This window comes from Bacteroidia bacterium, from assembly GCA_037045145.1.
Lineage (GTDB): Bacteria > Bacteroidota > Bacteroidia > AKYH767-A > OLB10 > OLB10.
The window spans coordinates 65987-92559 of record JBAOIA010000012.1; the positions used below are offsets into that span (position 1 = coordinate 65987).

General features: G+C 36.2%; 21 protein-coding genes. 14 read left to right on the forward strand and 7 right to left on the reverse strand.

The genetic code is table 11. The features are described 5' to 3' along the window. Positions 1-126: 126 nt before the first annotated feature. Together V9G42_09750 and V9G42_09755 are read right to left on the reverse strand one after the other, a co-directional pair. Positions 127-939 (reverse strand): SDR family oxidoreductase, encoded by an 813-nt coding sequence (locus tag V9G42_09750; protein MEI2759696.1) that lies wholly within the window; start codon positions 937-939, stop codon positions 127-129. A 48-nt stretch (positions 940-987) separates the two neighbouring features. Continuing rightward, on the reverse strand, positions 988-2898 hold the full coding sequence (locus V9G42_09755) for a cytochrome c peroxidase (GenBank protein MEI2759697.1): 1911 nt from the start codon (positions 2896-2898) through the stop codon (positions 988-990). A 229-nt stretch (positions 2899-3127) separates the two neighbouring features. Here V9G42_09755 and V9G42_09760 point away from each other — a divergent pair, with 229 nt between their 5' ends. Further along, positions 3128-4942 carry an ABC-F family ATP-binding cassette domain-containing protein gene (locus V9G42_09760; protein ID MEI2759698.1) on the forward strand — a complete coding sequence of 605 codons (1815 nt, stop codon included), beginning with the start codon at positions 3128-3130 and terminating at the stop codon, positions 4940-4942. 5 nt (positions 4943-4947) lie between these two features. On the opposite strand, the gene V9G42_09765 is transcribed toward V9G42_09760, so the two are convergent. After that, positions 4948-5985, reverse strand: a complete 1038-nt coding sequence (locus V9G42_09765; protein ID MEI2759699.1) for a beta-ketoacyl synthase chain length factor — start codon at positions 5983-5985, stop codon at positions 4948-4950. A gap of 182 nt (positions 5986-6167) precedes the next feature. On the opposite strand from V9G42_09765, the gene gldF reads away from it, so the two are divergent. From gldF to V9G42_09790, 5 genes are all read left to right on the forward strand, one after another. Continuing rightward, positions 6168-6902, forward strand: a complete 735-nt coding sequence (gene gldF, locus V9G42_09770; GenBank protein MEI2759700.1) for a gliding motility-associated ABC transporter permease subunit GldF — start codon at positions 6168-6170, stop codon at positions 6900-6902. After that, positions 6883-8586 carry a gliding motility-associated ABC transporter substrate-binding protein GldG gene (gene gldG, locus V9G42_09775; protein ID MEI2759701.1) on the forward strand — a complete coding sequence of 568 codons (1704 nt, stop codon included), beginning with the start codon at positions 6883-6885 and terminating at the stop codon, positions 8584-8586. Before gldF ends, gldG begins: the two co-directional genes overlap by 20 nt. Before the next feature lie 7 nt (positions 8587-8593). Next, positions 8594-9619, forward strand: coding sequence for a DUF4340 domain-containing protein (locus V9G42_09780; GenBank protein ID MEI2759702.1), 1026 nt, complete (start codon positions 8594-8596; stop codon positions 9617-9619). Positions 9620-9685: 66 nt separating this feature from the next. Next, complete coding sequence (gene dnaN, locus V9G42_09785) at positions 9686-10807, forward strand: DNA polymerase III subunit beta (protein MEI2759703.1); 1122 nt, start codon at positions 9686-9688, stop codon at positions 10805-10807. A 63-nt stretch (positions 10808-10870) separates the two neighbouring features. Beyond that, positions 10871-11590, forward strand: a complete 720-nt coding sequence (locus V9G42_09790) for an SOS response-associated peptidase (GenBank protein MEI2759704.1) — start codon at positions 10871-10873, stop codon at positions 11588-11590. Positions 11591-11604: 14 nt separating this feature from the next. On the opposite strand, the gene V9G42_09795 is transcribed toward V9G42_09790, so the two are convergent. Together V9G42_09795 and V9G42_09800 are read right to left on the reverse strand one after the other, a co-directional pair. Continuing rightward, a complete protein-coding gene (locus V9G42_09795; protein MEI2759705.1) occupies positions 11605-12354 on the reverse strand; it encodes a LytTR family DNA-binding domain-containing protein in 750 nt (249 codons plus the stop codon). A 37-nt stretch (positions 12355-12391) separates the two neighbouring features. Beyond that, positions 12392-15280 (reverse strand): tetratricopeptide repeat protein, encoded by a 2889-nt coding sequence (locus V9G42_09800; protein MEI2759706.1) that lies wholly within the window; start codon positions 15278-15280, stop codon positions 12392-12394. Positions 15281-15455: 175 nt separating this feature from the next. On the opposite strand from V9G42_09800, the gene V9G42_09805 reads away from it, so the two are divergent. From V9G42_09805 to V9G42_09840, 8 genes are all read left to right on the forward strand, one after another. Further along, entirely contained in the window at positions 15456-17084 is a 1629-nt protein-coding gene (locus V9G42_09805; protein ID MEI2759707.1) for a T9SS type A sorting domain-containing protein, read from the forward strand. Positions 17085-17738: 654 nt separating this feature from the next. After that, a complete protein-coding gene (locus V9G42_09810; GenBank protein MEI2759708.1) occupies positions 17739-18290 on the forward strand; it encodes a hypothetical protein in 552 nt (183 codons plus the stop codon). A 14-nt stretch (positions 18291-18304) separates the two neighbouring features. Further along, positions 18305-19756, forward strand: coding sequence for a cbb3-type cytochrome c oxidase subunit I (locus V9G42_09815; protein MEI2759709.1), 1452 nt, complete (start codon positions 18305-18307; stop codon positions 19754-19756). Then, a complete protein-coding gene (locus tag V9G42_09820) occupies positions 19723-20475 on the forward strand; it encodes an SCO family protein (GenBank protein MEI2759710.1) in 753 nt (250 codons plus the stop codon). The genes V9G42_09815 and V9G42_09820 overlap by 34 nt, the downstream gene beginning before the upstream one ends. A gap of 89 nt (positions 20476-20564) precedes the next feature. Then, entirely contained in the window at positions 20565-20918 is a 354-nt protein-coding gene (locus V9G42_09825) for a DUF488 domain-containing protein (GenBank protein MEI2759711.1), read from the forward strand. Beyond that, the gene (locus V9G42_09830; protein ID MEI2759712.1) at positions 20915-21382 is read left to right on the forward strand and encodes a hemerythrin domain-containing protein; all 468 of its coding nucleotides are present in this window, start codon (positions 20915-20917) and stop codon (positions 21380-21382) included. Before V9G42_09825 ends, V9G42_09830 begins: the two co-directional genes overlap by 4 nt. 18 nt (positions 21383-21400) lie before the next feature. Further along, positions 21401-21841, forward strand: coding sequence for a transcriptional repressor (locus V9G42_09835; GenBank protein ID MEI2759713.1), 441 nt, complete (start codon positions 21401-21403; stop codon positions 21839-21841). A 47-nt stretch (positions 21842-21888) separates the two neighbouring features. Then, on the forward strand, positions 21889-23898 hold the full coding sequence (locus V9G42_09840) for a heavy metal translocating P-type ATPase (GenBank protein ID MEI2759714.1): 2010 nt from the start codon (positions 21889-21891) through the stop codon (positions 23896-23898). A gap of 83 nt (positions 23899-23981) precedes the next feature. On the opposite strand, the gene V9G42_09845 is transcribed toward V9G42_09840, so the two are convergent. Together V9G42_09845 and V9G42_09850 are read right to left on the reverse strand one after the other, a co-directional pair. Further along, positions 23982-25508, reverse strand: a complete 1527-nt coding sequence (locus tag V9G42_09845; protein MEI2759715.1) for a T9SS type A sorting domain-containing protein — start codon at positions 25506-25508, stop codon at positions 23982-23984. Positions 25509-25608: 100 nt separating this feature from the next. Next, positions 25609-26571 carry an acetyl-CoA carboxylase carboxyltransferase subunit alpha gene (locus V9G42_09850; GenBank protein ID MEI2759716.1) on the reverse strand — a complete coding sequence of 321 codons (963 nt, stop codon included), beginning with the start codon at positions 26569-26571 and terminating at the stop codon, positions 25609-25611. Positions 26572-26573: the final 2 nt, after the last annotated feature.

Sequence of the window (26573 nt, forward strand, 5' to 3'; positions counted from 1 at the left end):
TTTAAATTTAAGGTTTAGGATTTTTTGGTTTACAGAGTAGGATTTTGTGATTTTAAGTGACGATGAATTACAAATTGCCTTCTCAAATTTTCAAATAAAGTAATCAGATGCTTATTTTAAAATGAACTATGGCTCCATAAATTTTTCCATTGCATTGAGGCTGACACCTGTGAAAGAAAAACCCCCATCATGAAAAAGATTTTGCATGGTAACCTTTCGAGTGAAATCAGAAAACATCATAACAGTATAGTTTGCGCATTCATCGGCAGAGGCATTGCCAAGAGGCGACATGACATCGGCATAATTATAAAATGCATTAAACCCTTTTATACCGCTACCGGCAGTGGTGGCAGTGGGTGACTGAGAAATGGTGTTTATCCTGACTTTTTTTGCCATGCCATAGTGATACCCAAAACTACGCGTGATGCTTTCTAAAAGTGATTTTGCATCGCCCATATCGTTGTAGTGAGGGAAAACACGTTGCGCTGCTATATAGGTGAGTGCAACTACACTACTCCACTCATTCAGTGCATCAAGTTTTAACGCAGTTTGCAATGTTTTATGCAAACTTAAGGCAGAAACATCTAATGTTTTATGAAAAAAATCGTAGTCAAGTGCTGTGTAATGTTTTCCTTTACGGACATTGGGCGACATGCCAATGCTATGTAAAACAAAGTCGAGTTTACCGCCTAAAATTTCCATTGATTTGGTAAACAGGTTTTCGAGGTCTTCAATAGAAGTTGCATCTGCTGCTATGACTTGTGCATTACATTCAGCGGCAAGTTTGTTTATTTCGCCCATCCGCATTGCAACAGGAGCATTGGTTAGTGTAAACATTGCTCCTTCCTGATGTGCACGTTGTGCGGTTTTCCAAGCAATAGAGTTTTCGTCCAATGCACCAAAAATGATTCCCCGTTTTCCTTTTAACAAATTGTACATAAGTTATGTTGTTTTGCGGCTAAAGTAATAGAAATTGATGAAACTACATTATTCTGTGCCACCTGCAATACGTTTATTCAATGGCGAGGCGACATCGTCAATAGCAGGCAACTGTCCGCTAAAGTGCACAACGACAGAAGTATCTGTGAGTGATTGCAGAAACAATATTAATTTTTTCTTCTCTTCCTTGTTGAGTTTTAGCTTTTCATCGGGCAGGGTTTGATTCGGAATGTGAATACCCAGTCCTGCCCCACCACCTTTGTCATAAAAATCTATAACCTCTTCGAGTGTTTTATAAACACCATTGTGCATATAGGGTGCTGTGACAGCAATATTTCTGACCGTAGTTGTCTTGAATGCATATTTAAGTTCATCATTTTTAAAAACATTGTAGCGGCCAAGATCCCCGTCTAGTTTATAGGGTCGTTTGTTGGTTGATGGTACACCAATAATATCAAACTCACTCTCTCTGTACTGCGGTGGTGTTGTACCATTAAAGAGGCCTGCAAAATGACAGTGTCCGCATTTGGCCTTACCCATAAAAATATTGTAACCGTCAATGACAGGTTGTTCTAACGTACCTTCACTGCGAATGGCTTTATCGAATGGTGAATCGAAAGACAACTGTGTGCGTTGAAATTCTGCCAATGCTTTTAGAATTCCTTCTTCGCTGATGGCTGTATCTTTTGTTCCGGCAAAGGCCTGACTGAATATTTTTTTGTAAGCTGATGATTGATTGAGTTTGGCTACAACTACTTTAAAATCACCGTGCATCTCTCTCTCATTTTGAACAACAGTTTTTGCCTGATCTTCGAGAACCAATACGCTGGCATCCATAAATAAATTGCGCTGCAAGGCAGCATTGAGTATGGTTGGTGTGTTTCTTGGCAATGTATCGTTCTTTAAAAAACCGTAAGATTTTGGAAGTCCATCGGTATATGCCATATTTGGTTTATGGCACGATGCACATGACACCGAATTGTTGACCGAAAGAATGGGATCAAAGAATAAAAGTTTGCCAAGAAAAGGAAGCATGTCGCCAGTATTACTGCGTTGCATTTTTGTAAAAAAATAGGTGTTGTATGCTTCTTTCTCAAAAAGGGTTGCTGCATCAAGATTTAATGCTCTGATATTTTGAGGGTCAAAATTCAAAATACTTTTTCTTGCTTTGATGAGTGATAGGTTTATAGGTACAACATAGTTACGATAAAATGAAAAATAGTCAAACTCCATGCCTTTGTTTACGCTAAGCTGCTGACGGTCGAGAAATGAAACTGCAGCGTCAATGCTGTTGTTGACCATGGAGAAATCGGCATTGCGATAAGAGATATTAAGAATGTTACTGATAGAAAGAAGTGCTGCTTTTGTTTCCGCAATTCCTGTTTTTATAATTTGACAGTCGAAATTGTTTATACCCAGCGTGTAAATTTTCACAAGACGTAGTTGCATAATTTCAAACAACTGATAGTCGTAGGGCTTTAATGTTTTGAACGACAGCGACAGTTTTGCTGCAAGTTTAAGTGTGTGATTTAACTCTTCGCGCAGATGCAATTTATTCAATGGCTTTTCGGTAATAATTTCTTCAATTACCTGCAATCCATGTGGCGGACGTACATATTTACTTTGCGGTTCTTCTTCAACCATTGGAATTGGTGGGCCGTTGAGGTCGCGCTCTGTATAAGCAAAATAATATCCGGTGAAACCTTCAAGTTTTTTATAGGCAATACGACAGGCTTTAAATTGTTCAACTAACTGACGAGTGTTTATTTTTTCGCTGTCAGCAAGGGATTTAAGTTTTTCGATTTCGCCAGAGAAATCTTGAGCAGTTTTTGAGAGGTAAACCTCTAATGCCTGTTGCTGATATTCGTTCTCTTTAACAGTAATAAATGACCACTGCAGCAATGCTACTATGCCAAGAATTGTTGAAGCTACTATCCATGTGCTTTTCTTAAATCGCATCTTTCAAAAGTGATAAATAACTACACATGTACTGTGCTGAAATAAAATAATTATCAACGCAATAGTGGTAATATTTAACTAATATAAAAATGATTTTTGTCAATAATACTTTTAGCAAAAGTGAGTGCGTTGGAAAAATGAAAAACTACCATCAATCCTTATAAAAACAATATAACCTATCATTTATTAGCACAATAACTGCTACTTTCGCGCTTCAATAAAAAAGCAGGTGAATTATTTATCGGTAGAAAATATCAGCAAGAGTTTTGGCGACAGAATTTTATTCAACAACATATCATTTGGAATTGCCAAAGGACAAAAACTGGCATTGGTAGCAAGAAATGGCACCGGCAAGACATCACTACTTAGAATTTTAGCAGGACTTGATGTTCCTGACGAAGGAACTGTTACATTCAGAAATCAGTTGAAACTGAGTTACCTTACACAGGAAAATATTTTGCCGCAGTCGGCCACAGTTGCAGATTGCCTTACAGAGAACACGCACATTGCTGATGCTTTGTTGAATGAGAAACCGCACTATGAGCTCTCTGAAGAGGAGCAAAAACATTTGGGCAAGATAAAATCTGTTGCCGGAAAATTAGGTGTTCCCTTTTTTCATCAGAAGGTCAATGAACTTTCAGGTGGGCAGCAAAAACGATTGTCACTATCTAAAGTGTTGATTGATGAGGCTGACTTTATTATTATGGATGAGCCTACAAACCACCTGGACCTAGACATGATAGAATGGCTGGAATCGTTTTTAGCATCAACCAATATAACGATGTTACTTGTTACACACGACCGATATTTTTTGGATGAGATTTGTGATGAAATCCTTGAGCTTGAAGACGGAAAATTGTACAGACATAAAGGTAACTACAGCTATTATTTAGAGAAGAAATCTGAACGTGATGAAATGGAATCGGCCAACTTACAACGTTCAAAAAATCTTTACCGTACGGAATTGGACTGGATGCGGAAACAACCACGAGCACGCGGCACAAAATCTAAATCACGTATTGACGCATTTCATGTTCTGGAAGAAAAAACCAAAAAGAAATCTGAACAAGGGAATGTGGAGCTTGATGTCAACATTTCGAGAATAGGAAGTAAAATTTTAGAAATTCACCGTATAAGCAAATCGTTTGGCAACCTGAAACTAATTGACAACTTTGACTACTCTCTCCGTAAAGGTGAAAAGATTGGTATTGTTGGAAGCAATGGCTCGGGAAAAAGTACCTTGTTGAATATTATCATGGGCAAAGAATCTTGCGATAAAGGTAAGATTGTAATGGGTGAAACCATTGTGCCCGGATATTTTGAGCAGCAGTCAAAAAACATTTCAGACCAGAAGCGAGTTATTGAAGTAATACGTGAGATCGCTGACTTTATTCCAATGAGCGGTGGACGAAAAATTTCTGCATCACAATTGCTTGAGCGCTTTCTGTTTGACCCATCCATGCATTTTCAATATGTAGAAAAGCTGAGTGGTGGTGAAAAAAGAAGACTTTATTTGCTTACCATACTGATGAAAAATCCAAATCTTCTGATATTGGATGAGCCTACAAACGATTTAGACATACAGACGCTTTCTGTTCTTGAAGATTATTTAGCTTCGTTTGAAGGATGTGTACTTATTGTCACGCACGACCGTTTTTTTATGGACAGGGTTGCAGACCACATTTGGGCATTTGAAGGTGATGGCAAAATCAGTGTCCTGAATGGTAATTACTATGACTACAGACAAAAACTTAAGGAGCAAAAGAGAGAGCAGAAAAAAGAAGCAACTGTGGTAAAAGTAAAACCGGAAGAAACAGTATCCGGCAAAAAACGCAAACTGTCATTCAAAGAAAAACAGGAGTATGAAAAGCTAGAGAATGAAATTATGCTGCTTGAAGAGGAAAAGTCTATGTTGGAACAACAGTTGGGCGAATCAGATCTTACCCATGAAAAATTAACGGAAGTGAGCAACCGCTTTCAACAAGTGATTCATGAAATTGATGAAAAGACGATGCGCTGGATGGAGCTTGCAGAGCATCATTGATTCATTCATTGGCAAGGTTTTGATAATATAAATCCATGCTGATAGCCTTTGTAATGATTCCAGATAAGATAGTTTTTAATTTTAGTTTCTGTCTTACGTAAATAGAAATGATCCGGCAAAACAGCATCGCTTGTCGCAATCTGACCAATGAGCCAAAGTGTAAGTGCTGAAACGGTTGGAAACTCACCGAAAAAATGTTTGTATCTGATGACTGTTGATTTATCAAATACATTTTCAACTGCTTGATGCAATGCTTCATTTCTTACATCACCATTGTGACCTGACAACAACATAGTCTCCGAAAGATTTAAAGCATGTTTATCACAAAACTGCTTTATTCCTGATTGTACTGAATCTACATCGGTGCTGTGCATGGTATTGACATCAACAATTTCAAACAATGCATTTTGTGGCCGTTTACTTAAACAAAACACTGCACAACCTTCTCCTGCAATACTTCCTTCTGTTTTGGATTCATACAAACCGTTAGCAGGGATTTCAGTTTTATACCATCCACCCAGGCGTTCTATATTATAGTTGTAATCAGAAATTTCATCAATTCCCCCAAGCAATAAAGAAGCATTTTTGTTTTCATCTAAATACATAAATGCATCGAGCAAAGCATTTTCAAATGCATTGCCACGGTGAACATGTGTAATATTGTAACCGCGACATTGAAGGTTCATTCCAATGGTTGATGCAATGGCATTGGGTGTACTTTGAACAAAATTTGTTGGTGTCAATGTGCCCTCATCATACTGTACAATCTGATTCAGAAAACGAATACAGTCTTCCATGCCACCATTTGCAGTACCTATTATTATTCCGTTTACAGGGTTGCTTTTCAATTCAAGCTGACTCACTGCACCACAGGTCATCCTAATGGCCTTTCCCATTCTTCGCAAAACGGCAGGCGCTATCATGCTATAAACAGGCTCTCTTGCCATTAACTTTTCTGACCGCAAGCTAAAGTCTGAAAGATCAGTTTCACCAAAAGTATTTCTGGCACTGATGCATGCTGAAGATTTAACGTAAATTCCCATGATTTTTCAAAAAGCAAGATTAAGAAATTTGGCTTCACTGAAAAGCACTTCTGCAAGCAAATTATTAATTAACAATTTTGTTGTTATAAGCTTCCTAAAACTTTCATAATCTACAAGCACATATATGCAACGAAACTGTATTTTTGGCAGTCTTTATTTCAGCATTGCTGCTTTAAACCATTATGTATTCACTATTAAAAAAAGAGATAAATAGTTTTCTGAACTCACTTATAGGATATATTTCTATAGCTGTTTTTTTAATTGTGATTGGATTATTTCTGTGGGTGTTTCCGGGCAATGACCTGAATATTGCAGAAAGTGGTTATGCTGCCGTAGATAGTTTGTTCAACATTACTCCATGGGTTTATATGTTTTTGATTCCTGCCATAACCATGCGCATGTTTTCGGAAGAAAAACGTACAGGTACTTTGGAGATATTGCTTACCAAACCATTAACAGAATTTCAGATTGTATTGGCAAAATATTTATCAGGATTGGTATTGGTCATATTTTCATTGATACCAACATTGGTTTATGTTTTTACAGTATATCAGTATGCTGCACCTTTAGGAAATATTGATTTGGGAGGAATTGCAGGCAGTTATATTGGACTATTTTTTCTGGCATCAGGATTTGTTGCCATTGGTGTTTTTGCTTCTTCATTAGCCGACAATCAATTGGTGGCATTTATCATTGCCATGTTTTTATGTCTGCTATGTTACTCAGGATTTCAGTCTGTTGCAACCATTCTCTCAACAGGTGTTGTTGCAAACTTGATTGATCAACTTGGCATTGTTGCACATTACAATTCAATGAGCAGGGGTGTAATTGACTCGCGCGATGTAATTTATTTTATCAGCCTTACAGCATTGTTTTTAGTGTTTACCCGTTTGAAACTTGAAAGCAGAAAGTGGTGATATGAAGAAGAAAAGTAGTGCCAATCTTTATCAGTTTTTACTTTTACTTTTAGTAATTATTAGCCTTAATGCAGCAGGTAAATTTTTATTTTGGCGCTATGACCTCACCACTGAGAAACGTTTTACCCTTTCATCCACCACAAAAGAAAAGCTAAAACAGCTTAAAGACATTGTGTATATTAAAGTTTATCTGACAGGTGACTTACCTGCAGGTTTTCAAAGACTGAGTTCTGCAACACGCGACATGCTGATGGAAATGAAAAGTTATGCGGGCTCAAATCTTGAGTTTGATTTTATTGACCCATCAGCATTAACAGACAGCAAGCAGCGCAATGAACTTTACAATCAACTTGCAGACAAAGGACTTCAACCCACCAATATCTCTGAACGAAGTGCTGAAGGTACATCTGAAAGAATTTTATTTCCGGGAGCAATACTTAACTATCTGTCAAAAGAACAACCTTTGTTACTTTTAAAAGACAGAATGGGTGCTTCGGCAGAAGAGATGGTAAACACGTCTATTCAGAATCTGGAATATGAGATTATCAACGCCATTTCTAAAATTTCTGCCAAAAGACCTGCCACCATTGGTATTTTACATGGTCAGGGTGAATTAGACAAACCGTATTTGGCCGATTTCTATAAATCTGTTTCAGCCTCCTACCCTACACATTATTTGCAAATCAAAAATCAGCTTAATGCCTTAAAAGATTATGATTGCCTGGTGATAGCAAAACCAGATTCTGCATTTGATGAAAAAGATAAATTTATCATAGATCAGTTTATTATGCGTGGTGGCAAGGTGCTTTGGCTGCTCGATATGATGAATGCCGATATGGATAGTTTGGCAAGAAAAAATGAATTCATCGCTATTCCAAAAGAGTTGAATCTTGATGACATGTTGTTTCGTTATGGTGTTAGGTTGAATAAAGATTTGGTGATGGATTTACAGGCAGTGCCTATCCCTATTTTAACAGGTTATGTAGGCAACCGTCCGCAGAATTCTATGTTACCCTGGTTTTATTATCCACTTGTGACACCAACCTCCAAGCATCCTATTGTCAATAATCTTAATGCCATACGTTTTGCATTTGCCGGAAGTATTGACACCATTGTTTCGGCACACATAAAAAAAACTATTTTGTTGCAAAGTTCTCACTATTGTAAAACTGTTCAATCACCGGCAGTAGTAAGTCTAAATATCCTGCGTAAGGAACCCGATGAAAAAGATTATAGCAACCCACCTGCAAATCTTGCCGTATTGCTGGAAGGCTCTTTTCGCTCTAATTATGCAAACCGGATTCCATATCAGATTGCTACAGACAGTACTATAGGTTTCAAATCAGATGGTCAAACTACAAGCATGATTGTAATTGCCGATGGTGATGTTATTCGTAATGATTATAAACGGAGCAGCAACACGGTTTATCCACTTGGTTTAGATCGTTATACAGGGCAGTTTTATGGAAACAAAAATCTATTGCTAAACTGTATTGATTATTTATGTGACAATTCGGGGTTGATGACTCTTAGAGCAAAAGAATTTAAACTCCGCCTGTTAGATAAAACACGATTTGACCCTGATAAAAAAATGCTGCAGATAGTAAATGTTGCATTACCTGTTATTTTAATAATTCTTTTCGCAATGATTAAGTTGTTTTTGCGGAAAAAGAAATTCTCCTGATAAAATAATGAATAAAAACCGAATTTTACTTCTATTGGTTATGTTGTTACTTTCTGTAACCGGATATTATTATTTCAACAGCAGCAATAGCACTATTAAAAAAGAACTGCGAGATTTTGCTGTTGCCGATACAGCTTCAATTGATAAAATGTTTCTTGCTGATAAAAAAGGTAACAAAGCATTGCTTGAAAGAAAAAGTCCTGCACTTTGGACAATTAATGGTAAATATCCAGCGCGACAGGATGCAATTAACTTTTTACTAAAAACCATAAAACAAATTGAAGTAAGAAGCCCTGTAGGCAAAGCAGCCTTGCAAAACGTACTGAAAGAGTTGAGCAGCACAGGTACAAAAATTGAGATTTTCAGCAAAGGAGATAAAATTAAAACCTATTACGTTGGCGGGCCAACACAAGATATGCTAGGCACCTTTATGTACATTGAAAATTCTGCAGTACCATTTGTAATACATATTCCGGGCTTTAATGGCTACCTTACAACACGCTATTTTGCCAGTGCCGATGAATGGCGGAGTCGTATTATTTTTCAATATGGTGAGGGGCAGATAGCATCTGTAAGAGTCCAGAATAATCAACATCCTGAAGAATCGTTCAGCGTAAAAAAAGATGATGATCATTATGTTTACTATTCAAGTTTGACTGCAACAGTGCCATCAGAAATTTTTCAATCTCAGTTAGTTGCATACTTAGCCAAGTACCAACTTATAGGTTTTGAACGCCCAACCTACAATCTTGATGTTGCCTATCGTGATTCGTTATTAAAAACACAACCCATAAGAATATTGGAAGTTGAAGGTGTTGATGGGAAAAAAGACAAGATTGAAATGTACCTGAAGCCGGTTGACACAGGAACTATGACAAGTGTTGATGAGAGAACAGGGCTTTTGCGTGAATTTGATCCCGACAGAATGTATGCCTCATGGAATAACGACACCAATTTGGTAGTGGTTCAGTATCATGTATTTGACAAATTGTTTAGTAAACCCGACAGAATCAAGGGATTCGGTAGTCTTTAATTTTTCTTTAATTTAGCCTTCACAAAGTTCCATCTGATTATATTTGCCTCCTAACTTTTAATATTTATGAAACTAATTGTTTCCAGCCTTGTACTTCAAAAACATTTACAATCTATTAGTGGGGTTTTAGCCACCAACTCTCCCCTGCCGATTTTAGACAATTTTCTGTTTGCCGTGAATGGCACCGAACTCACCTTGTCGGCTTCTGACCTTGAAACAACTATAACCACAAGACTTAAGGTTGAATCTAAAGACAAAGGGATAATTGCCATACCCGGAAAAATTCTGCTCGACATCTTAAAGACTTTTAATGAGCAGCCTCTTACTTTCACCATCAATGAAAAAAATCATACTGTTGAAATTAGCTCCGATTATGGAAAATATAAACTCAATGGTCAGAATGGCGAAGACTTTCCACGCATACCTATTCTAGAAAAAAGCAACCATATCGAATTGCCATCATCAGTTTTGCATGAGGCAATTAATAAGACCATTTTCGCCACCGGCAATGATGATTTACGACCTGTTATGTCAGGTGTGTTTTGTCAGCTTTCTCAGGACAGCACCATTTTTGTGGCAACAGATGCACATCGTTTGGTGCGCTATCGCAGAACAGATATTAAGTCAAAAGAAGCCGGTTCATTTATTTTACCTAAAAAGCCGCTTAACCTGCTAAAAAACATTTTACCTCAGGAAGAAACACGTGTAAAAGTTGACTATAACGAGGCAAATGCTTTTTTCAGCTTCGACAACTATGATTTGATTTGTCGTTTAATTGATGGTCGTTATCCAAACTACGAAGCAGTAATTCCGGTTGACAATCCAAATGTTTTAACGGTTGACAGAGTAGCATTTTTGAATTCCATAAAACGTGTTTCTATATTTTCTAACAAAACTACCTATCAGGTAAAACTTGCAATCAAAGGAAGTGAATTGGCAATTTCTGCTGAAGATGTAGATTATGCTAACGAAGCCAACGAGCGTTTAACTTGCTCTTATGATGGTGCTGATATGGACATTGCATTTAATGCACGCTTTCTTGCTGATATAGTTTCTAATCTTGACACAGAAGAGATTCATCTGCACATGTCATTGTCAAACCGTGCTGGGCTGTTGACTCCCGGAAAAGATCACACCAATGCAGCAGAGGATATTCTGATGCTCATTATGCCTGTTATGATTGGCTGATAAATTTTTTGCCGATTTTTATTGTTAAATATGTAAATTTTTATGTGTTACAATATAGCAATAATGGAAACCCGGCAACAAAAATATGCCGAACGTTATAAAGATGTTATTGGGGCAACTTTCAGTTTTGAAACAGCTCAACCAGAACTGCCGCTTTACTACTTTGTCAGCGGATTTGCACATCCGTTTTTGCCAATAGTCAGGTATGATGGGCTTTTTTTGTTTGAGTGGGGACTCATTCCTTCATGGATAAAAGACACTAAAAGCGCTTCTGAAATAAAAACAAAAACACTGAATGCCGTTGGCGAAACGGTTTTTGAAAAGCCTTCTTTCAGAAAAAGTATTGCCAAACAAAGATGCCTGTTAGCTGTATCCGGATTTTATGAATGGCGCGAAATAAACAAAAAGAAGTATCCTTACTTTATTAAAACAATTCAGTCAGAAATATTTTCTTTAGGATGCATTTATGAAATCTGGGCCGACAAAAGTACTGGAGAACTACATCATACTTTCAGCATTCTGACAACTCCAGCCAATCCGTTAATGGAAAAAATTCATAATGTTAAAAAGCGAATGCCATTGATTATTGCTAAGGAAGAGGAAAAAAAATGGGTTGATCCAAATATCGCTATTGACGAAATTAAATCAATGATTAAACCATACAATGAAAGCGATATGACAGCACATTCCATTTCGCAAACGGCAAACAGTGCAAGAGTTAATCGTAATGTTCCGGAAATACTGAATCCTGTTGACTATCCGGAGTTGGCTCTATTTGATTAACACTGTTTATTAATCTATTGCCCGAATAAACTGCGTACTTCTCCCATTTTTCTCCTGGAAACTTCAATGGCCGAATTATCGCTCATCACCAATTTGTTTTCGTTATTAAATGACCTTATATGGTTTTTGTTAACCAGATGCGCCCTGTGTACTCTGATGAAATTATAACCATTGAGTAAATCGTCAAATTCTTTTAAAGTTCTTGAAGCAAGTATCATCTCCTTATTGCTACAGGAAATTCTTGTGTAATTACCATCAGCTTCACATCTGATAATTTCATCAGGCAAAAGAAAATATGTTTTACCTGATGTGTTTACTGCCAAACGAAATAATTTTTCTTCAACAGATTTTAAATTTCTGATAAGATTATTAATAACAGATTTTCTGTCGTATGCATTTTTCTGTCTGTTAAGAAATTCCTGAACTGCATGTATAAATTCATCTTTTCTCAGCGGCTTAAGCAGATAATCTAATGCCGAAAATTTTATTGCTTTAAGGGCATATTGATCAAAGGCAGTTACAAATATGATTTCAAAATCATGTTCCTGAATTTTCTCAAGCAAATCGAAACCATTGCTACCGGGCATTTCAACATCCAAAAAAACCAAATCCGGTTTATGAAAATATACCTGCTTTAATGCCTCTGTTGAGTTAGCTGCTTCTGCAACTAATACGATTTGAGGAAAGTATTTTTTTAACAATGACTTTATCTGTTCTCTGCCGAACGCTTCATCATCTACTACAATGGCTTTTATATTTTTCACTCGACAAATAAAATATTATTAGTGTACAATTATACTTTTAGCCCATGGAATTTACACTTTTCCACATTTTCAAAGATTCAATCATTGCCATACATTGTTTTCTGATAAGTAATACAACAGGCATCAGCTTATTTTTCTTAATTGTGTCTTTCTGTTTCTCAAGTTCTGAAATTTTTTGTGCACACTCAGTCAAACCAACAGCAGCAATCAAAGGCTTAATGCTGTGTAATAATACAATTACATGTTTTTCATCATCTGCTTTTAAAGAAATTTCTATCTCTCCAAAAACTTCAGGGATTCTTTCAATGTATATGTCAACATATCGCGACATTTCCTGAATATCACCATCTGTAAAATCCTTTAAATATGCTAAATCAACAGTGGATGATATTGCTTCAATCTTACTTTTGTTGCTGTCTGTCAATTCAAACGCTTCAATCTTAAAACGATTGATTACATCAGTCAGCTCCGAAATTTTAAATGGTTTTGACAAGTAGTCATTCATCCCTGCAGCAATGCATTTCTCTTTTTCAAGCTGAGAAATATTTGCTGTGATTGCAACTATAGGAATTTTTCTAACAGACTCATTTTGTTCATTTCGAATGATATGTGTAATTTCATATCCATCCATCTCCGGAATTGAAATATCCATTAAAATCAAATCGACCATTTTTGTTTTCAAAAATTCTAATGCCTCACTTCCTGTTCCAACAATTTTCAACGCTATTTCAGGCATTTTTTTATTAAGTGCATCTTTTACTAATATCTGATTAAACTCATTGTCCTCTACAAGCAAAACCGAAAAACCTTGTTTAGAAATTGCTACTTGCGAAGGAACATGCTTCAACTTCTGTAAATCTTCAAAAGAATCTGCAACTTCTACTTCAATTGTAAATGAAAACACTGTGCCTTGGTTTTCTGTACTACTCACTTCAATATTACCACCCATCAGCTGAACAAGGCTTTGAGAAATAGTTAAACCAAGGCCTGTGCCGCCAAATTTTCTGGAATTTCCAGCATGCGTTTGACTGAAAGATTCAAATATTTTCTCCTGCTGACCTTCAGGTATCCCAATGCCACTATCAGACACTTCAAAATGAAGTGCACAAAATGCTTTACCATTTTGTTGTGCTTGTCTTATTTGCTTAATAGATACAATCACAAAGCCTTTCTCAGTAAATTTGATTGCATTTCCTACTAAGTTTATAAGAACTTGTGTAATACGAAATGGGTCTGCTATAATAAACTCTGGCACATTTTCCCCTACAGAAAATTTCAAATCGAGTCCTTTACCACTTGCTTTTTGAGAAAAGGTTTGATACACATGGTCAATAGTTTCTTTAAATCTGAATGGAGTTTTTTCAAGCTCCATTTTTCCTGCTTCTATTTTTGATAAATCCAGAATATCATTTATTATTACAAGTAAACCTTCTGATGATTGTTTTACGACTTGTAAATACTTGCTACTTTGCTCATCTTGCTTGGTTTCCTGTAGCAATTCAGTCATTCCGAAAATTGCATTTAATGGCGTTCTGATTTCATGGCTCATATTGGCCAGAAATTGTTGCTTAAACTTCTCACTCCGCTCAGCACGCTCCTTTTCTTTTGCAATGATGATGTTTTTTTGTTCTAACTGCTGTGCAGCTCTTTTCTTCAAAGTAAAGCGGTTATACAGATTTAATATGATGAGCAACAGCATCACTGCTCCTATTATAAAAATATTCTTTAGTTGCCGCTGCCATTCTGCATTTGATTTCTCAATTGCTTTATCTCTGTTAAGCAGTTCAATAATTTTATCTTTTTGCTCAGTTTCAAATTTTGTCTTTATCTCATCAAGTTTAGCTTGCTGCTTTGTTTCATTGATGGTATCCTTTATCTCCGAAGCCTGTTTAAAAGTTAAATATGCATTCTGGAAATCGTGCTTTAAGGCATAAAGCTCACTCAAAGAATTTAATGTCTGTAACTGCAACGCCTGAAACTTATTACTGTCAGCAATCTGCAAAGCCATCTTCATATAGATGATTGCGGAGTTTACTTTACCGTATTGTCTATAAGCGTCACCAATCAAAGTAAGCTCATAACATAAATCATTTTTACTGCCCGATTTTTCAAAATTCTCTCTTGCAAACTCAAACTGCATTAGCGCCATGTCAAAATTTTTCTGGATAAGGTAAATACTACCTAAACTTTCTGCTGCAAAAGCTGCTCCGCTAATGTTAGATAACTTCTGATACATTGCAGAAGATTGGCGCAGGTAATAGAATGCACTATCGTAAAATTCTAAACCAAGATATGCATTACCAATTCCATTAATACAATCGGCCAGTTTGTTGCTATCTTTAATCTGTACACTAATTTCAGCTGCTTCTCTGAAGTAAGGAATTGCTTTCTGAAACTCTTTCTGACTGTTGTAAACAATGCCAATAGAATACATGCCTGCAGGTCTTCTTGATGAATCCTGACATCCCTTGGATAAATTCACACTTTTTATAAAATACTCTAATGCATCAGCATATAAACTCTGATTAAAATAGGTGCTGCCGATGTTGGCTAACACAACTGCTATATTACATTTATCGTTTGTCTGTTCAAAATATTGAAGTGCAAGTGTGAGATATTTTTTGGCTTCAGCATAGTCGCCTTTCCGTGAATAACACCATCCTAAACTATTGTAACAATCACCAATGCCTTTATCAAACTTGATTCTTAATGCAATTTCAAGGCCTTTTTTACCATAGTAAATTCCACTGTCGGTATTAGCAATGCTATAATTAAAACATAAATTACGATACGCTTCCACTCTTGCAGAATCATGGGCTGCCTGCTTCAAGTCATTCAGATATAAAGGAATCTTAGAAGCATCCTGACTCCTGCCAGTCAGGCTTAACAACAAAAAAAGAAATAGATAAGTAACGAAACGGTTCATCTATGTGTGTTGATTTTGGCAGCAATTTAGTGCAAGATAGTAATTGATATAATATCAATTGAACCGTTTAATAAGTTTTTCTTACCGCTTAATAATCGGAAGATAAATCATCCGATATCACTTGCTATTATTGAAATCTATTTCAGAAAATAATTACAATTAAATTTAAATCAAAATGAAAAACTTATACATTTTATTGTGGATTCTGCTAACTACATATAATACAAAGGCACAATTCAGCAGTAGCCCAGCACAGCCTCTTTCTGTTTGTAATGCTACCGCGACAAAGTCTCATCTTCAGATTCTAAAAGATGGCAATGGTGGCTATTTCACCTTTTGGATTGACAACAGAACCGGTACTATTAAAAAACTTTACGGTCAGCATTTGGATGCTGCCGGTAATGCACAATGGACTGCCAATGGCAAAATCATCATTCAGCATACAACACAATCTGTTCAGGCATTTCATTGCACCCTGTTTAATAACGGAATAATTTTTACATGGATACAAAACGCCACAACTTATGGGGATTCATTACTGGTAAAAAAAGTAAATTTTAGTGGAAACGATGTATGGGCACAGCCAACACTGATAGAAAAAAGCAGTGCTGCTGCAAGTATTCTTGGCATTGAAACTTATTCAATGCAGGCCATTCCGAATGATTCCGGTGCCTTCATCAACTATTCTGTTGTTTACTATGGTGGTTCTTCCGGACCTAAATTTAACAGAATAGATGCCAATGGCAATAAACTTTGGGCCAATTCAAAAACTGCAACATTACCCGGTTATACTTATTTGTTTTACAAAGGACCACAAAATACGTTTTACAGTTTATCGCGAGGCAATGGCTTGGGCAGTGGTATCTATATCCAAAAATATAATATGCAAAGTGTGCCGCAATGGCCAACAGCCGTAGATGTTGCACAAGGTGTGAATCTAAATGGTTTTAATGGACTACACTATTTGCTTTACGATAACTCCGGAAATATTTATGTTGTATGGGAATCTTATACTTCAGGAATACTTTTAACCAAATTAGATGCATCAGGCAATTTTACCTGGTCACCACAAATAAAGAATATTGTTAATTTATCAAACACATATCAATACCACCCGCATGCTATATTTAGCAATAATAAACTTTATGTTTCCTGGGGCGACAATAGAATTGCAAACCAAACAACATTATATATTCAGGAATATAATACGAATGGGGTTCCCCAATGGACTGCCAATGGTGTAGAAATTGGAATATCTCATATCTATTATGGTTATCAAAAAATTGCTATCAGCGACAGCAATGCCATTTTTGTTGCATATAATTCTGCAAATCTTCAAACAATCATTGGCCAACGCATAAGATCTAATGGCACTTTGACATGGCCTGCATCAGGTATTGATTTAGCAACCAATAATGCTTCTGTTAGCAATAACGTCATGACTACTATTGATGACACAGACGGTTGTAATGCCATATTTTGGAACGAAAGTAATAATACTCACATCTGGTGTGCCAAAGTTTGCAGCAATGGTGTATTGGTGAACACTATAGAAAATGAGAAAACAACATTTGAAATTTTACCAAACCCTGCAAGTGAGTATTTATTAGTTAAACTAAATAATGAAATAGTAGCAGGCAAAATCAACCTCATTGATTTACAAGGAAAGGTTGTTTTGGAAAAAATAATAAAGCCAACTGATGATATTCTAAATCTGGATATTTCAGGACTATCAAAAGGATTATATATGTTTAAAATTTCCACTTCTGAGATTAATTATACCAAAAAACTTGTCATTAAGTAGCCTTTAACCAAAACAGAAAAACTCCGGCTTTGAGCCGGAGTTTTAAATATTATAACAGCCATGTCAAAACAACCTCCAAAAATTGATCATGAAATAATTCGCGAAAAAGGCATTAGATCGAATTTTAGTTATTCTCGAAATTATTCTGGTTATTACTATAATAGCATTATGTGGTGTAATTATTACTTCACTATAAGAAAAAAGCATAAGCAATAATCTACAAAGAATCATTACATGATTTTGCATTGCATGTTTCCTGTGTCTGTTTTAAACACTTTACACCTTATTTGCTTTATATAGAAGTATATGTATTACTTTTATTTGCAATCAACAGAAATAGTTTATACGTTTGTGCCTACTAAATGTAGTTTAACGGATACGTGGTAGCATGCTTTAAGTCATATGCACCAGTAACCCCCAAAAAGGTTATATTACATCAACGGGAAATTTTTTTAGGAGGTAATAAAAATTCCGCTGGCTTGATGGCAATGCTTTGCCGTTTTTCTAAAGTCAAAAAAAGTCAGCTTCATTTCGAGAAGATTCAACAATTTTACGATTGCTTTATTTATTCTGAGTTTTTGGTTAATCGTTTACATCAGGTTAATCACGAATATCATACTCATCAACTCATTCTAATTGTTTAAACTAAAAGTTATGCAACAACAATCCATTATGTTATTTTTTATGCTGCTTGTTGGCATTGGAACAATCTTTTTTGTATCAGTATTTGTTTCTTCACTCAACGCAGATAAAGATGCAGGCGGAACAAAAAATGTATTAAAAAAACGTTTTTGGTTCACCTTGATTCTAATTGTAGTGCTTGGCATTTTTGCCGCTGCAACATTACCAAAATCTCCATACTTCACCTATGCAAATGAAACACCTTCAACAGTGATTCATGTTGGCACAATACAATTTTCATTTTTTCTTTCCACAAAACCAATTGACCCTAAAAGTCCAAGTGGTGAAACAATAACAATTTCTCATGATCAACTGGTAGAATTCCGGGTAACAAGTTTTGATGTCAATCATGGTTTTGCTGTTTACGATCCTTCAATGCGACTCATTACACAAGTACAGGCCATGCCGGGCTATATCAACAACCTGCGCTATAAATTTTCTGAGCCTGGTGAGTATCACATTTTTTGCCTTGAGTTTTGTGGCACTGGGCATCCCGTAATGCAAACAACATTTAAAGTTATTTAATAATATTTTACATCATGAATATAGATTCACTTAAACTAAAAAAAATAAGCGCACTCTGGATAATAGTCATTCTTGTACTTTTTATTGCAAGCATTGTACTTGGAATTCTTATGAGACTCAATCAGGGAAAAGTTATTGAACAATCGCCACTTACTTTTTATACCAACATGACAACACATGGATTAACAATGATTGGAATTTGGTTTGCTGCCGGTATGGTTGCCGTAAACTATCTTTTGCAACGATATGTTAAAACAAGTTATGGTGTTAATCTTTTTGCCTTTATCCTCACCGTTATTGGGGTTGTCATGTTGTGGATTACAACCTATGCTGGCAAGTTTAGTACCGGATGGACTTTTCTATATCCTTTGCCTTTCAGAGATCTTGGTTCAGAGAGTTGGTCCACTCCATTATTTCTTATTTCATTAACTATTTTAGGCGTAGGTTGGTTAGTCTGGAGTGTTAGTCTAATGGCTCAGATACTTAAAAAATACACCTTGTCACAAGCTTTTGCCTGGCAACACTTTAAAAGTAATCCATCAGTAGAAACGCCACCTTTTATACTCATAGCTACTGTAACTTTAATTGGTGTAATTGCATCGCTGATTGCAGCAGTAATTGTCATCGTACTTTATTTTGCAGAGTATTTTTCAAACGGCAATTTTGTTAATGATGCGCTGCTGATGAAAAACCTGATTTATTTCTTCGGGCATACTATTGCTAATGAAATGCTTTATCTGGGTTTGGCTGTTATCTATGAAATTTTTGGAGAAGTAAGCGACAGACCAAAATGGAAAATGACCTGGTACATTTCATTTGCATGGAATTGTGCTATGGTTTTTATTTTAACAGCATTTTTTCACCACCTTTACATGGACTTTGTACAACCACAAGCATTGCAAATTGTTGGTCAGTTAGCATCTTATCTTGCAAGTATTCCTTCAGCAGCAGTAACAGTTTTCAGTATTGTTGTAGCAGTTTATGGAGTTAAAGTAAGATGGTCAATTACCAATTTATTATTCTTTCTTGGCGTTGCTGGCTGGGTAATAGGTGGTCTTGGAGCTGTTATTGATGCAACCATTTCAAATAATATCATGTTACATAATACACTTTGGGTTCCTGCACACTTTCACACATACAATGCAATGGGTAATGTTTTATTTAGTCTTGGATTTTTTTATTGGTTCTCCACACAATATGTTGACAAACTTGTTTTAAGTAAGTTGACTAAATATACATTGGTGCTTCTTATTATAGGCGGCATTGGCTTCCTGATGGCATTTTATGTAGCAGGTGCAAATTCTATTCCAAGAAGATATAGCACATATCCTGTTGAACTCACATCAGGGCCTTATCTTGCAAAGGTAGGTGCATTTTTTGCTATCATATACCTGATTGCCATTTTAATTTTCTTTTATAATATTGCTAAACGATGTTTCGTTATTTTGTCTGCTTCTTCGCGTTAACATGTTGTAGTTATTTTGTTTGTGCTAACGATATTCACTCTGACTTAAGAGAAGAGCAGGATATTTACGGAAAAATATTTAATGCACCTCTGCTAATATCAGGAAATAGCAAAGCAACGTCTGTTGCATCTCTATATGGTCAGAAGCCACTGATCGTAGCTTTAGTTTTTACTAGATGTTATGGTATTTGCAATCCTTTCTTACTGCAACTAAAAGAAAATATAAGTCAAATACCAAGCAATTCAGATTTTAATATACTGATTGTAAGTTTTGACCCGAGAGATGATTTAAATGACATGGCTAATCTTGCAAAACAATACCGATTGGAAAATAATAATCAATGGAATTTTGCGGTTACCGATAGCATTAATGCACTAATTAAATCTATAAGTTTTAACCCGAAATGGGATAGCATTACCAAGCAGTTTGACCACGATGCATTGCTGGTAGGTATTAATACCAATGGCCTGATTACAAAAAAACTGTTAGGCATCAGAACAGCAAATGATATAAAGATGCTGATAAGCAGTATTCACAACGTGTTTACTCCCTCCTATCGCCTACCAACAAAAAGCAATATATTTTCATGCTTTAACTATGATCCGAAAACACAAACCAACAGGCCCGGCTTGGGACTTTTATTTGTAGCATTGCCCGCAATCATAACTTTTCTTATTGTCATTATAATTGTTGTTAAATCAAAGAGAACAACTTTATAGTGTTTTTAAATAAAATAAATTGGCGGTTGTATAAAACCATAGTCACAACAATTTTGTTTGCATTAAGTATTTATAAAACCATATCAACTATGTCTTCAATAAAAATAAAGCGGATTTATGAAGCACCGGATAAAACTGATGGTTATAGAATGTTAATTGACAGACTTTGGCCCAGAGGTGTAAAAAAGGAAAATGCAGCCATTGATGAATGGAATAAAGATATTGCACCGTCAGCAGAGCTAAGAGAATGGTTTGGTCACGACCCAAAAAAATTCAAAGAATTTGTAGCGCGATATTCTAAAGAACTTCACAATAAAAAAGATATACTAAAACAAATAGCTGAAATTGCAAAAAAGCAAAATCTTACTTTACTTTACGGAGCAAAAGATACCGAGCACAATCAAGCTGTGGTTTTGCAGAAAGCACTAAGCAAATTATTATGAGCACCAAACCAATAAAACGACATGAGGCAATACAGTCTATAAGCAGAGAGCATTATCAAGGATTACTTTTCGGTTCTAAAATCAGAATGGGCATTAAAAAGCAAATTGATCCTTACCGTATGGCAAAATATGCTGTTTGGTTTTATAATGAACATCTCATTCCGCACTTTGAAATAGAAGAAAAATATTTGTTTCCTGTTATGGACTCCGGTAATGAGATGATTCAAAGAGTAATTAAAGAACATCGTTTGCTTGCTGACTTGTGCAACTCTGAAACAAAGCTTTCAACAAACACCAACCTTGAGTTACTCGAAAAAACATTAGAAGCTCACATTCGATTTGAAGAGAGAGTACTCTTTAAAGAAATTGAAGCCATTGCAACATCTGAGCAATTTGATATGATAAATAAACACCATAAAGAAGAAAAATTTATTGACAATTTAACAGACCCTTTCTGGAAATAACCCCTTCTAATAAATTCAATGAACAACAAGATACTCTTAAACCTACAAACAGAAAGTATTTTATCTGCCAGAAATACGCGCCCAACAAGTATGCGAATTTTAGTTTACAATTTCCTCGTAAAGCAAACTGCTGCATTATCTATAACAGAGATTGAGAAACATTTTCAATATGCCGACAGAATTACAATCTATCGTACTTTAAAAACATTTGAAGAGAAAGGAATAATCCACAGGATTCAGGAAGATAATATTACAAAATACACTTTATGTGGCTCTGCCTGCTCAGAAAATACGCACTACGACCAACATCTTCACTTTTACTGTAAAGTTTGCAAACAGACAACATGTAAAACCGATATTGCCATTCCTCAAAGTAATATTACTGGATTTAAAATTGACGATATCACATTTTTTGCACGAGGCATTTGTGAAAAATGCATTAAACAAACTTTGCAATAGCATTGCATTGGCATCTGCCATAATTTTGTATTTAGAAAATTTATGGCATGAAGCACAAGCACCTTTACAACTTTGAGGGCAAACAACTTTGCTGTACTCCGGAAGTCAACATTAATAAGAATGCCGGTAACATTGATTTGAAAGATTCAAATCACGATCATTCTCTTCATAACCATGACCATGCAAATCATGAGTCAAGCTTGTTTTCAAAGTGGCTGCCGGGATTAATTTCCTTAGTACTTCTACTTGCAGGTTTGCATTTTGATTATTGGAATACTTTTTCCTGGTTTAACGGATGGATTCGCTTAGTTTGGTACATCATAGCTTATGTCTCCGTAGGATTTCCGGTAATAAAGGAGGCCTGTTGGGGACTTATAAAAGGAAAAATCTTCTCAGAGTTTTTTCTTATGACAATTGCTACCCTTGGTGCATTTGCTATAAAGCAATATCCCGAAGGTGTTGCAGTGATGTTATTTTATGCTATTGGCGAATTGTTTCAGACATTGGCAACAAACAGGGCTAAATCAGATATTAAAACTTTACTCGACCAACGTCCTGATATTACAACTGTTTTCAAGAACAACAATGCCGTTGAAATGGCTGCAAGTGAAGTTGCTGTTGATGAAATTATTCTTTTAAAGCCCGGAGAAAAAGCAGCACTTGATGGTATTTTATTGTCTGAAAAAGGAACATTTAACACAGCGGCATTAACAGGTGAGAGTATGCCAAATGCAAAAGTTAAAGGAGATGCAGTTCTTGCCGGAATGATTAACCTGAATACTGTTGTACAAATTAAAGTAACAGCCGCCTATGAAGATAGCAAACTGAATAAAATGATTGTGCTAATTCAAAATGCAGCTGCACAGAAAGCCCCTACAGAATTATTCATCAGAAAGTTTGCAAGAGTTTATACTCCAATTGTTGTAGGGCTTGCTATTGCCATCACTTTTTTGCCTTACTTTTTTGCGCATGATTATATTTTTCGAGACTGGTTTTATAAAGCTTTAATATTTTTAGTCATCTCCTGTCCTTGTGCATTGGTCATCAGTATTCCTTTGGGTTATTTTGGAGGTATAGGTGCTGCAGGCAGGCATGGCATATTGGTGAAGGGAAGCAACTTTTTAGATCTTCTAGCCTCTGTCAGTCAGGTTGTGCTTGACAAAACAGGAACAATTACTGAAGGTGTTTTTAAAGTGCTGGATGTAAAAATTTTATTTGAGAAAGACAGGGATTTTATTTTGCAAATGGTCAATGCATTGGAGTCACATAGTACACATCCTATTGCTGCAACAATCCATAACTATATCGGAAATACTACAACAATTGATTTGGAACAGGTAGAAGAAATTTCAGGGTATGGTATGAAAGGATTAGTTAACGGCAAACAATTGTTAGTAGGAAATTTCAAACTACTATCACTGCATAACGTTGCATTTGATATTGAACATGCTTCTATAATGAATACTGTTATAGCAATTGCCTTTGATGGAAAATTTATAGGCTACATAACCATTTCAGACAACATTAAGCCATTTGCAGCAGTTGCCATACAAAAATTAAAGCAGATGAATGTTGATGTGACTATGTTGAGTGGTGACAAATCAACCGTTGTAGATTCAGTTGCTGCACTAACCGGAATTTCTCATGCCTATGGTGAATTACTACCTGAGGCTAAAGTTGAAAAAATAAAAACTTTTATCAATAAAAAGCAAACCGTTGCTTTTGTTGGTGATGGTGTTAATGATGCTCCTGCCATTGCCATCAGTCATGTTGGCATAGCGATGGGAGGATTAGGAAGTGATGCTGCCATTGAAGTTGCCGATGTTGTGATTCAGGACGATAATCCTGCTAAAATTCCATTAGCGATAAAAATTGGAAAACAAACCAAAAAAATTGTCTGGCAAAATATCACGTTGGCCTTTGCCATTAAAGCCATGGTGTTATTGTTAGGTGCCGGTGGTATTGCTACCATGTGGGAAGCTGTTTTTGCTGATGTAGGTGTGGCCTTATTAGCTATCTTAAATGCAACGCGACTTTTGCATTTTAAATTTAAATGATTTTTTGAATCATACTGGCTATTGGCGGCAACTGATTCTCGCTAAGTCTTAAAAATGCAGCAAATATATTTTTTCACTCCCCGCTAATACTTAAAAGATGCTACTCTCTTATCACCTTTTAAATTTGTCTCGGTATGTTTCCATTTTAACTTGCACAGGTAAATTCCCTTTGCCAAACCATCAATGTTAACTCTCTTATACTGGCTCCAAGGAGCTACATATTCTTTTAAAACCAAATTTCCCATCACATCATATATTTCCATCTCTCCGCTTATCTTTTGTACAGCAAACTGCAATGTAAAAGTCCCATTGCTAGGATTAGGAAAGGCTCTTGCTGTTAAAGCCTCTCCTTCGGGGAAATCAGGCAGACCAACCAAGCAAGTTGTGCAAGTAGTATCACACCCTAAAAAATAATTTGGGTGATTGGGCAGCGTATTAAAATAAACTGATTGTAATTGAACACTGTGTTGGTTTACATTGCATCCCATACCAATTACATCTGGGTTGTCTATCGTGTGCATGTGTATAGTGCTATTGCCTGTAGTAATGTAAATTTTTCCATCGGGTGCAAGGGCAGACAATCCGAACAATGTGGCAAAACCATTAGGAAACCCGGGGAAAACTGATACAAATGAATCATACGTTGCAACCGTCAATTGTGATGCCGCAATATTTGTCGCTGTTAAATCAAACTGATATACATGCTGAGTATTGGAAACATATAAAGCATTAGAACCTGGTGAAATTGCCATACCCACATTATACCCATTCTCAAATGGCATAGTAACATGCACTGCATTGCTTAAAGTTGCATTGCATCTGTCAAAATCAAAAATATCCAAGCCATCATTTACATAATAGTAAGCATATTTTTTTCCGTCAGGAGAGAACCATGCTTGCCCTGCACCATCACCTCTTATAACCCCAATGTTTTGTGAGTAAGGCCCCAAAATAACAAAAGGTGTTACCAAAAACTTATAAAATTTATTGGTATTTACCCTGTGAATCATAACCCACCAGTCTCTTCCATTCGCATGTTTGGTAGCAGCTATTTTGCCCGGATTCATAGAGTCGGTTAATAAAGAAACATTTTTACTTAAAACAGTTCCTAACCCTCCGTTTCCGCTCATGTCAATTGTTGTTACGTAAAAGTTATAAGAGATACTGTTCGGTATGGGCTGTGAATATCCATCAGCAGAATTATGAAAAAGATAATAAAGGTTAGTGCTGTTAGGCTTAGGAATAATCAATGCCCCCTGAGGTATAGCAAAACCATCTGACGCAAAATTGGCGTAAGCTCCGGGATTAAGCCCGCTCCCATTTTGCATAGTATCATTAGTGGCATCCGCCAAATAGTAACCATTGGTGTAAAACATCATGTTACCTGATTGGTCGGAAATATTTCCATGAGTATGTCTGAAATCCATCTCAATACTATCGTATGTAAAAGTCGGTGTGCCATTATAAAAATCAATTTTCGTTTGCCCAAATGGCGTGCCCCCCCAACTTGAATATCCCATCAGCCAATTATTGTTGATGCCTTGTTGTGCAGTTATTTTCTCATTCACTAATAGTAATGAGATAAAAAGAAGAAGTTTTGTTTTGTCCATAATGCGGAGGTTAAAAAAAGAGGAATTGAAAAAAAATTCCTCTTTTAAATATTTAACGGATAATTATCAATTTACCATTCGCGATAAAGCACCACAGGGCTTATGAGTCTTTACTCACCACACCCATAGCACAGAATTTGTCAATTCTATTGTTTACTCTGTCCGTTGCAGTTACTTTCAGTAAGCCGCCCAGTTGCATGTTTATCTCTTTTTTTACGGTGGCAAAAATTTCTTCGGGGTTTCTGTGGGCACCACCTGCAGGCTCTTTAATGATTCCATCAATCAGCTTTAAAGAAAGCATGTCTGTTGCCGTCAATTTCAAAGCATTGGCGGCTTTTTCTTTGTTATCCCAATTGCGCCATAAAATACTTGAACACGATTCAGGTGATATTACAGAGTACCAGGTGTTTTCAAGCATCAAAACCTTATCGCCAACACCAATTCCCAATGCACCACCAGAAGCACCTTCACCAATGATGATACAAATAACAGGCACCTTCAAAATTGACATCTCATATAGATTGCGTGCAATAGCTTCTCCCTGTCCACGTTCTTCTGCTTCAAGGCCGGGATATGCACCGGGTGTATCAATAAAAGTAACAATAGGTTTATTGAACTTTTCAGCAAGCTTCATCAAGCGCAATGCTTTACGATAACCTTCAGGATTGGGCATGCCGAAGTTTCTATATTGTCTCGACTTGGTATTGTTTCCCTTTTGCTGGCCAATAAACATAATTGTCTTTCCGTCAACAGTACCAAAACCACCAACCATAGCTTTATCGTCTTTCACATTTCTGTCGCCATGCAGTTCAATAAATGTATTGTCAGTGATTGCGTTTATATAATCTAAAGTGTAGGGCCTGTCCGGATGTCGGCTAAGCTGCACACGCTGCCATGGAGTCAGGGTTGAATAGATTTGCTTCTTGGCAACCTGAATTTTTTCTTCTATCTCAGATAAAAGATTATTTACATCAATTTTGCCTTTAGTTCCTATTTGTTTTGTCTTTTCCAACTGTTCATATAACTCTTCAATTGGTTTTTCAAAATCAAGATAATTGGACATGC

Bases quoted from the DNA above. Each gene is read 5' to 3' on its own strand.
- V9G42_09845 (MEI2759715.1), bottom strand. From the start codon at position 25,508: ATGGACAAAACAAAACTTCTTCTTTTTATCTCATTACTATTAGTGAAT.
- V9G42_09810 (MEI2759708.1), top strand. From the start codon at position 17,739: ATGCAACAACAATCCATTATGTTATTTTTTATGCTGCTTGTTGGCATT.
- V9G42_09780 (MEI2759702.1), top strand. From the start codon at position 8,594: ATGAATAAAAACCGAATTTTACTTCTATTGGTTATGTTGTTACTTTCT.
- V9G42_09755 (MEI2759697.1), bottom strand. From the start codon at position 2,898: ATGCGATTTAAGAAAAGCACATGGATAGTAGCTTCAACAATTCTTGGC.
- V9G42_09850 (MEI2759716.1), bottom strand. From the start codon at position 26,571: ATGTCCAATTATCTTGATTTTGAAAAACCAATTGAAGAGTTATATGAA.
- dnaN (MEI2759703.1), top strand. From the start codon at position 9,686: ATGAAACTAATTGTTTCCAGCCTTGTACTTCAAAAACATTTACAATCT.
- V9G42_09805 (MEI2759707.1), top strand. From the start codon at position 15,456: ATGAAAAACTTATACATTTTATTGTGGATTCTGCTAACTACATATAAT.
- V9G42_09800 (MEI2759706.1), bottom strand. From the start codon at position 15,280: ATGAACCGTTTCGTTACTTATCTATTTCTTTTTTTGTTGTTAAGCCTG.
- V9G42_09820 (MEI2759710.1), top strand. From the start codon at position 19,723: ATGTTTCGTTATTTTGTCTGCTTCTTCGCGTTAACATGTTGTAGTTAT.
- V9G42_09790 (MEI2759704.1), top strand. From the start codon at position 10,871: ATGGAAACCCGGCAACAAAAATATGCCGAACGTTATAAAGATGTTATT.
- V9G42_09835 (MEI2759713.1), top strand. From the start codon at position 21,401: ATGAACAACAAGATACTCTTAAACCTACAAACAGAAAGTATTTTATCT.
- V9G42_09815 (MEI2759709.1), top strand. From the start codon at position 18,305: ATGAATATAGATTCACTTAAACTAAAAAAAATAAGCGCACTCTGGATA.
- V9G42_09750 (MEI2759696.1), bottom strand. From the start codon at position 939: ATGTACAATTTGTTAAAAGGAAAACGGGGAATCATTTTTGGTGCATTG.
- V9G42_09830 (MEI2759712.1), top strand. From the start codon at position 20,915: ATGAGCACCAAACCAATAAAACGACATGAGGCAATACAGTCTATAAGC.
- V9G42_09765 (MEI2759699.1), bottom strand. From the start codon at position 5,985: ATGGGAATTTACGTTAAATCTTCAGCATGCATCAGTGCCAGAAATACT.
- V9G42_09840 (MEI2759714.1), top strand. From the start codon at position 21,889: ATGAAGCACAAGCACCTTTACAACTTTGAGGGCAAACAACTTTGCTGT.
- gldF (MEI2759700.1), top strand. From the start codon at position 6,168: ATGTATTCACTATTAAAAAAAGAGATAAATAGTTTTCTGAACTCACTT.
- V9G42_09825 (MEI2759711.1), top strand. From the start codon at position 20,565: ATGTCTTCAATAAAAATAAAGCGGATTTATGAAGCACCGGATAAAACT.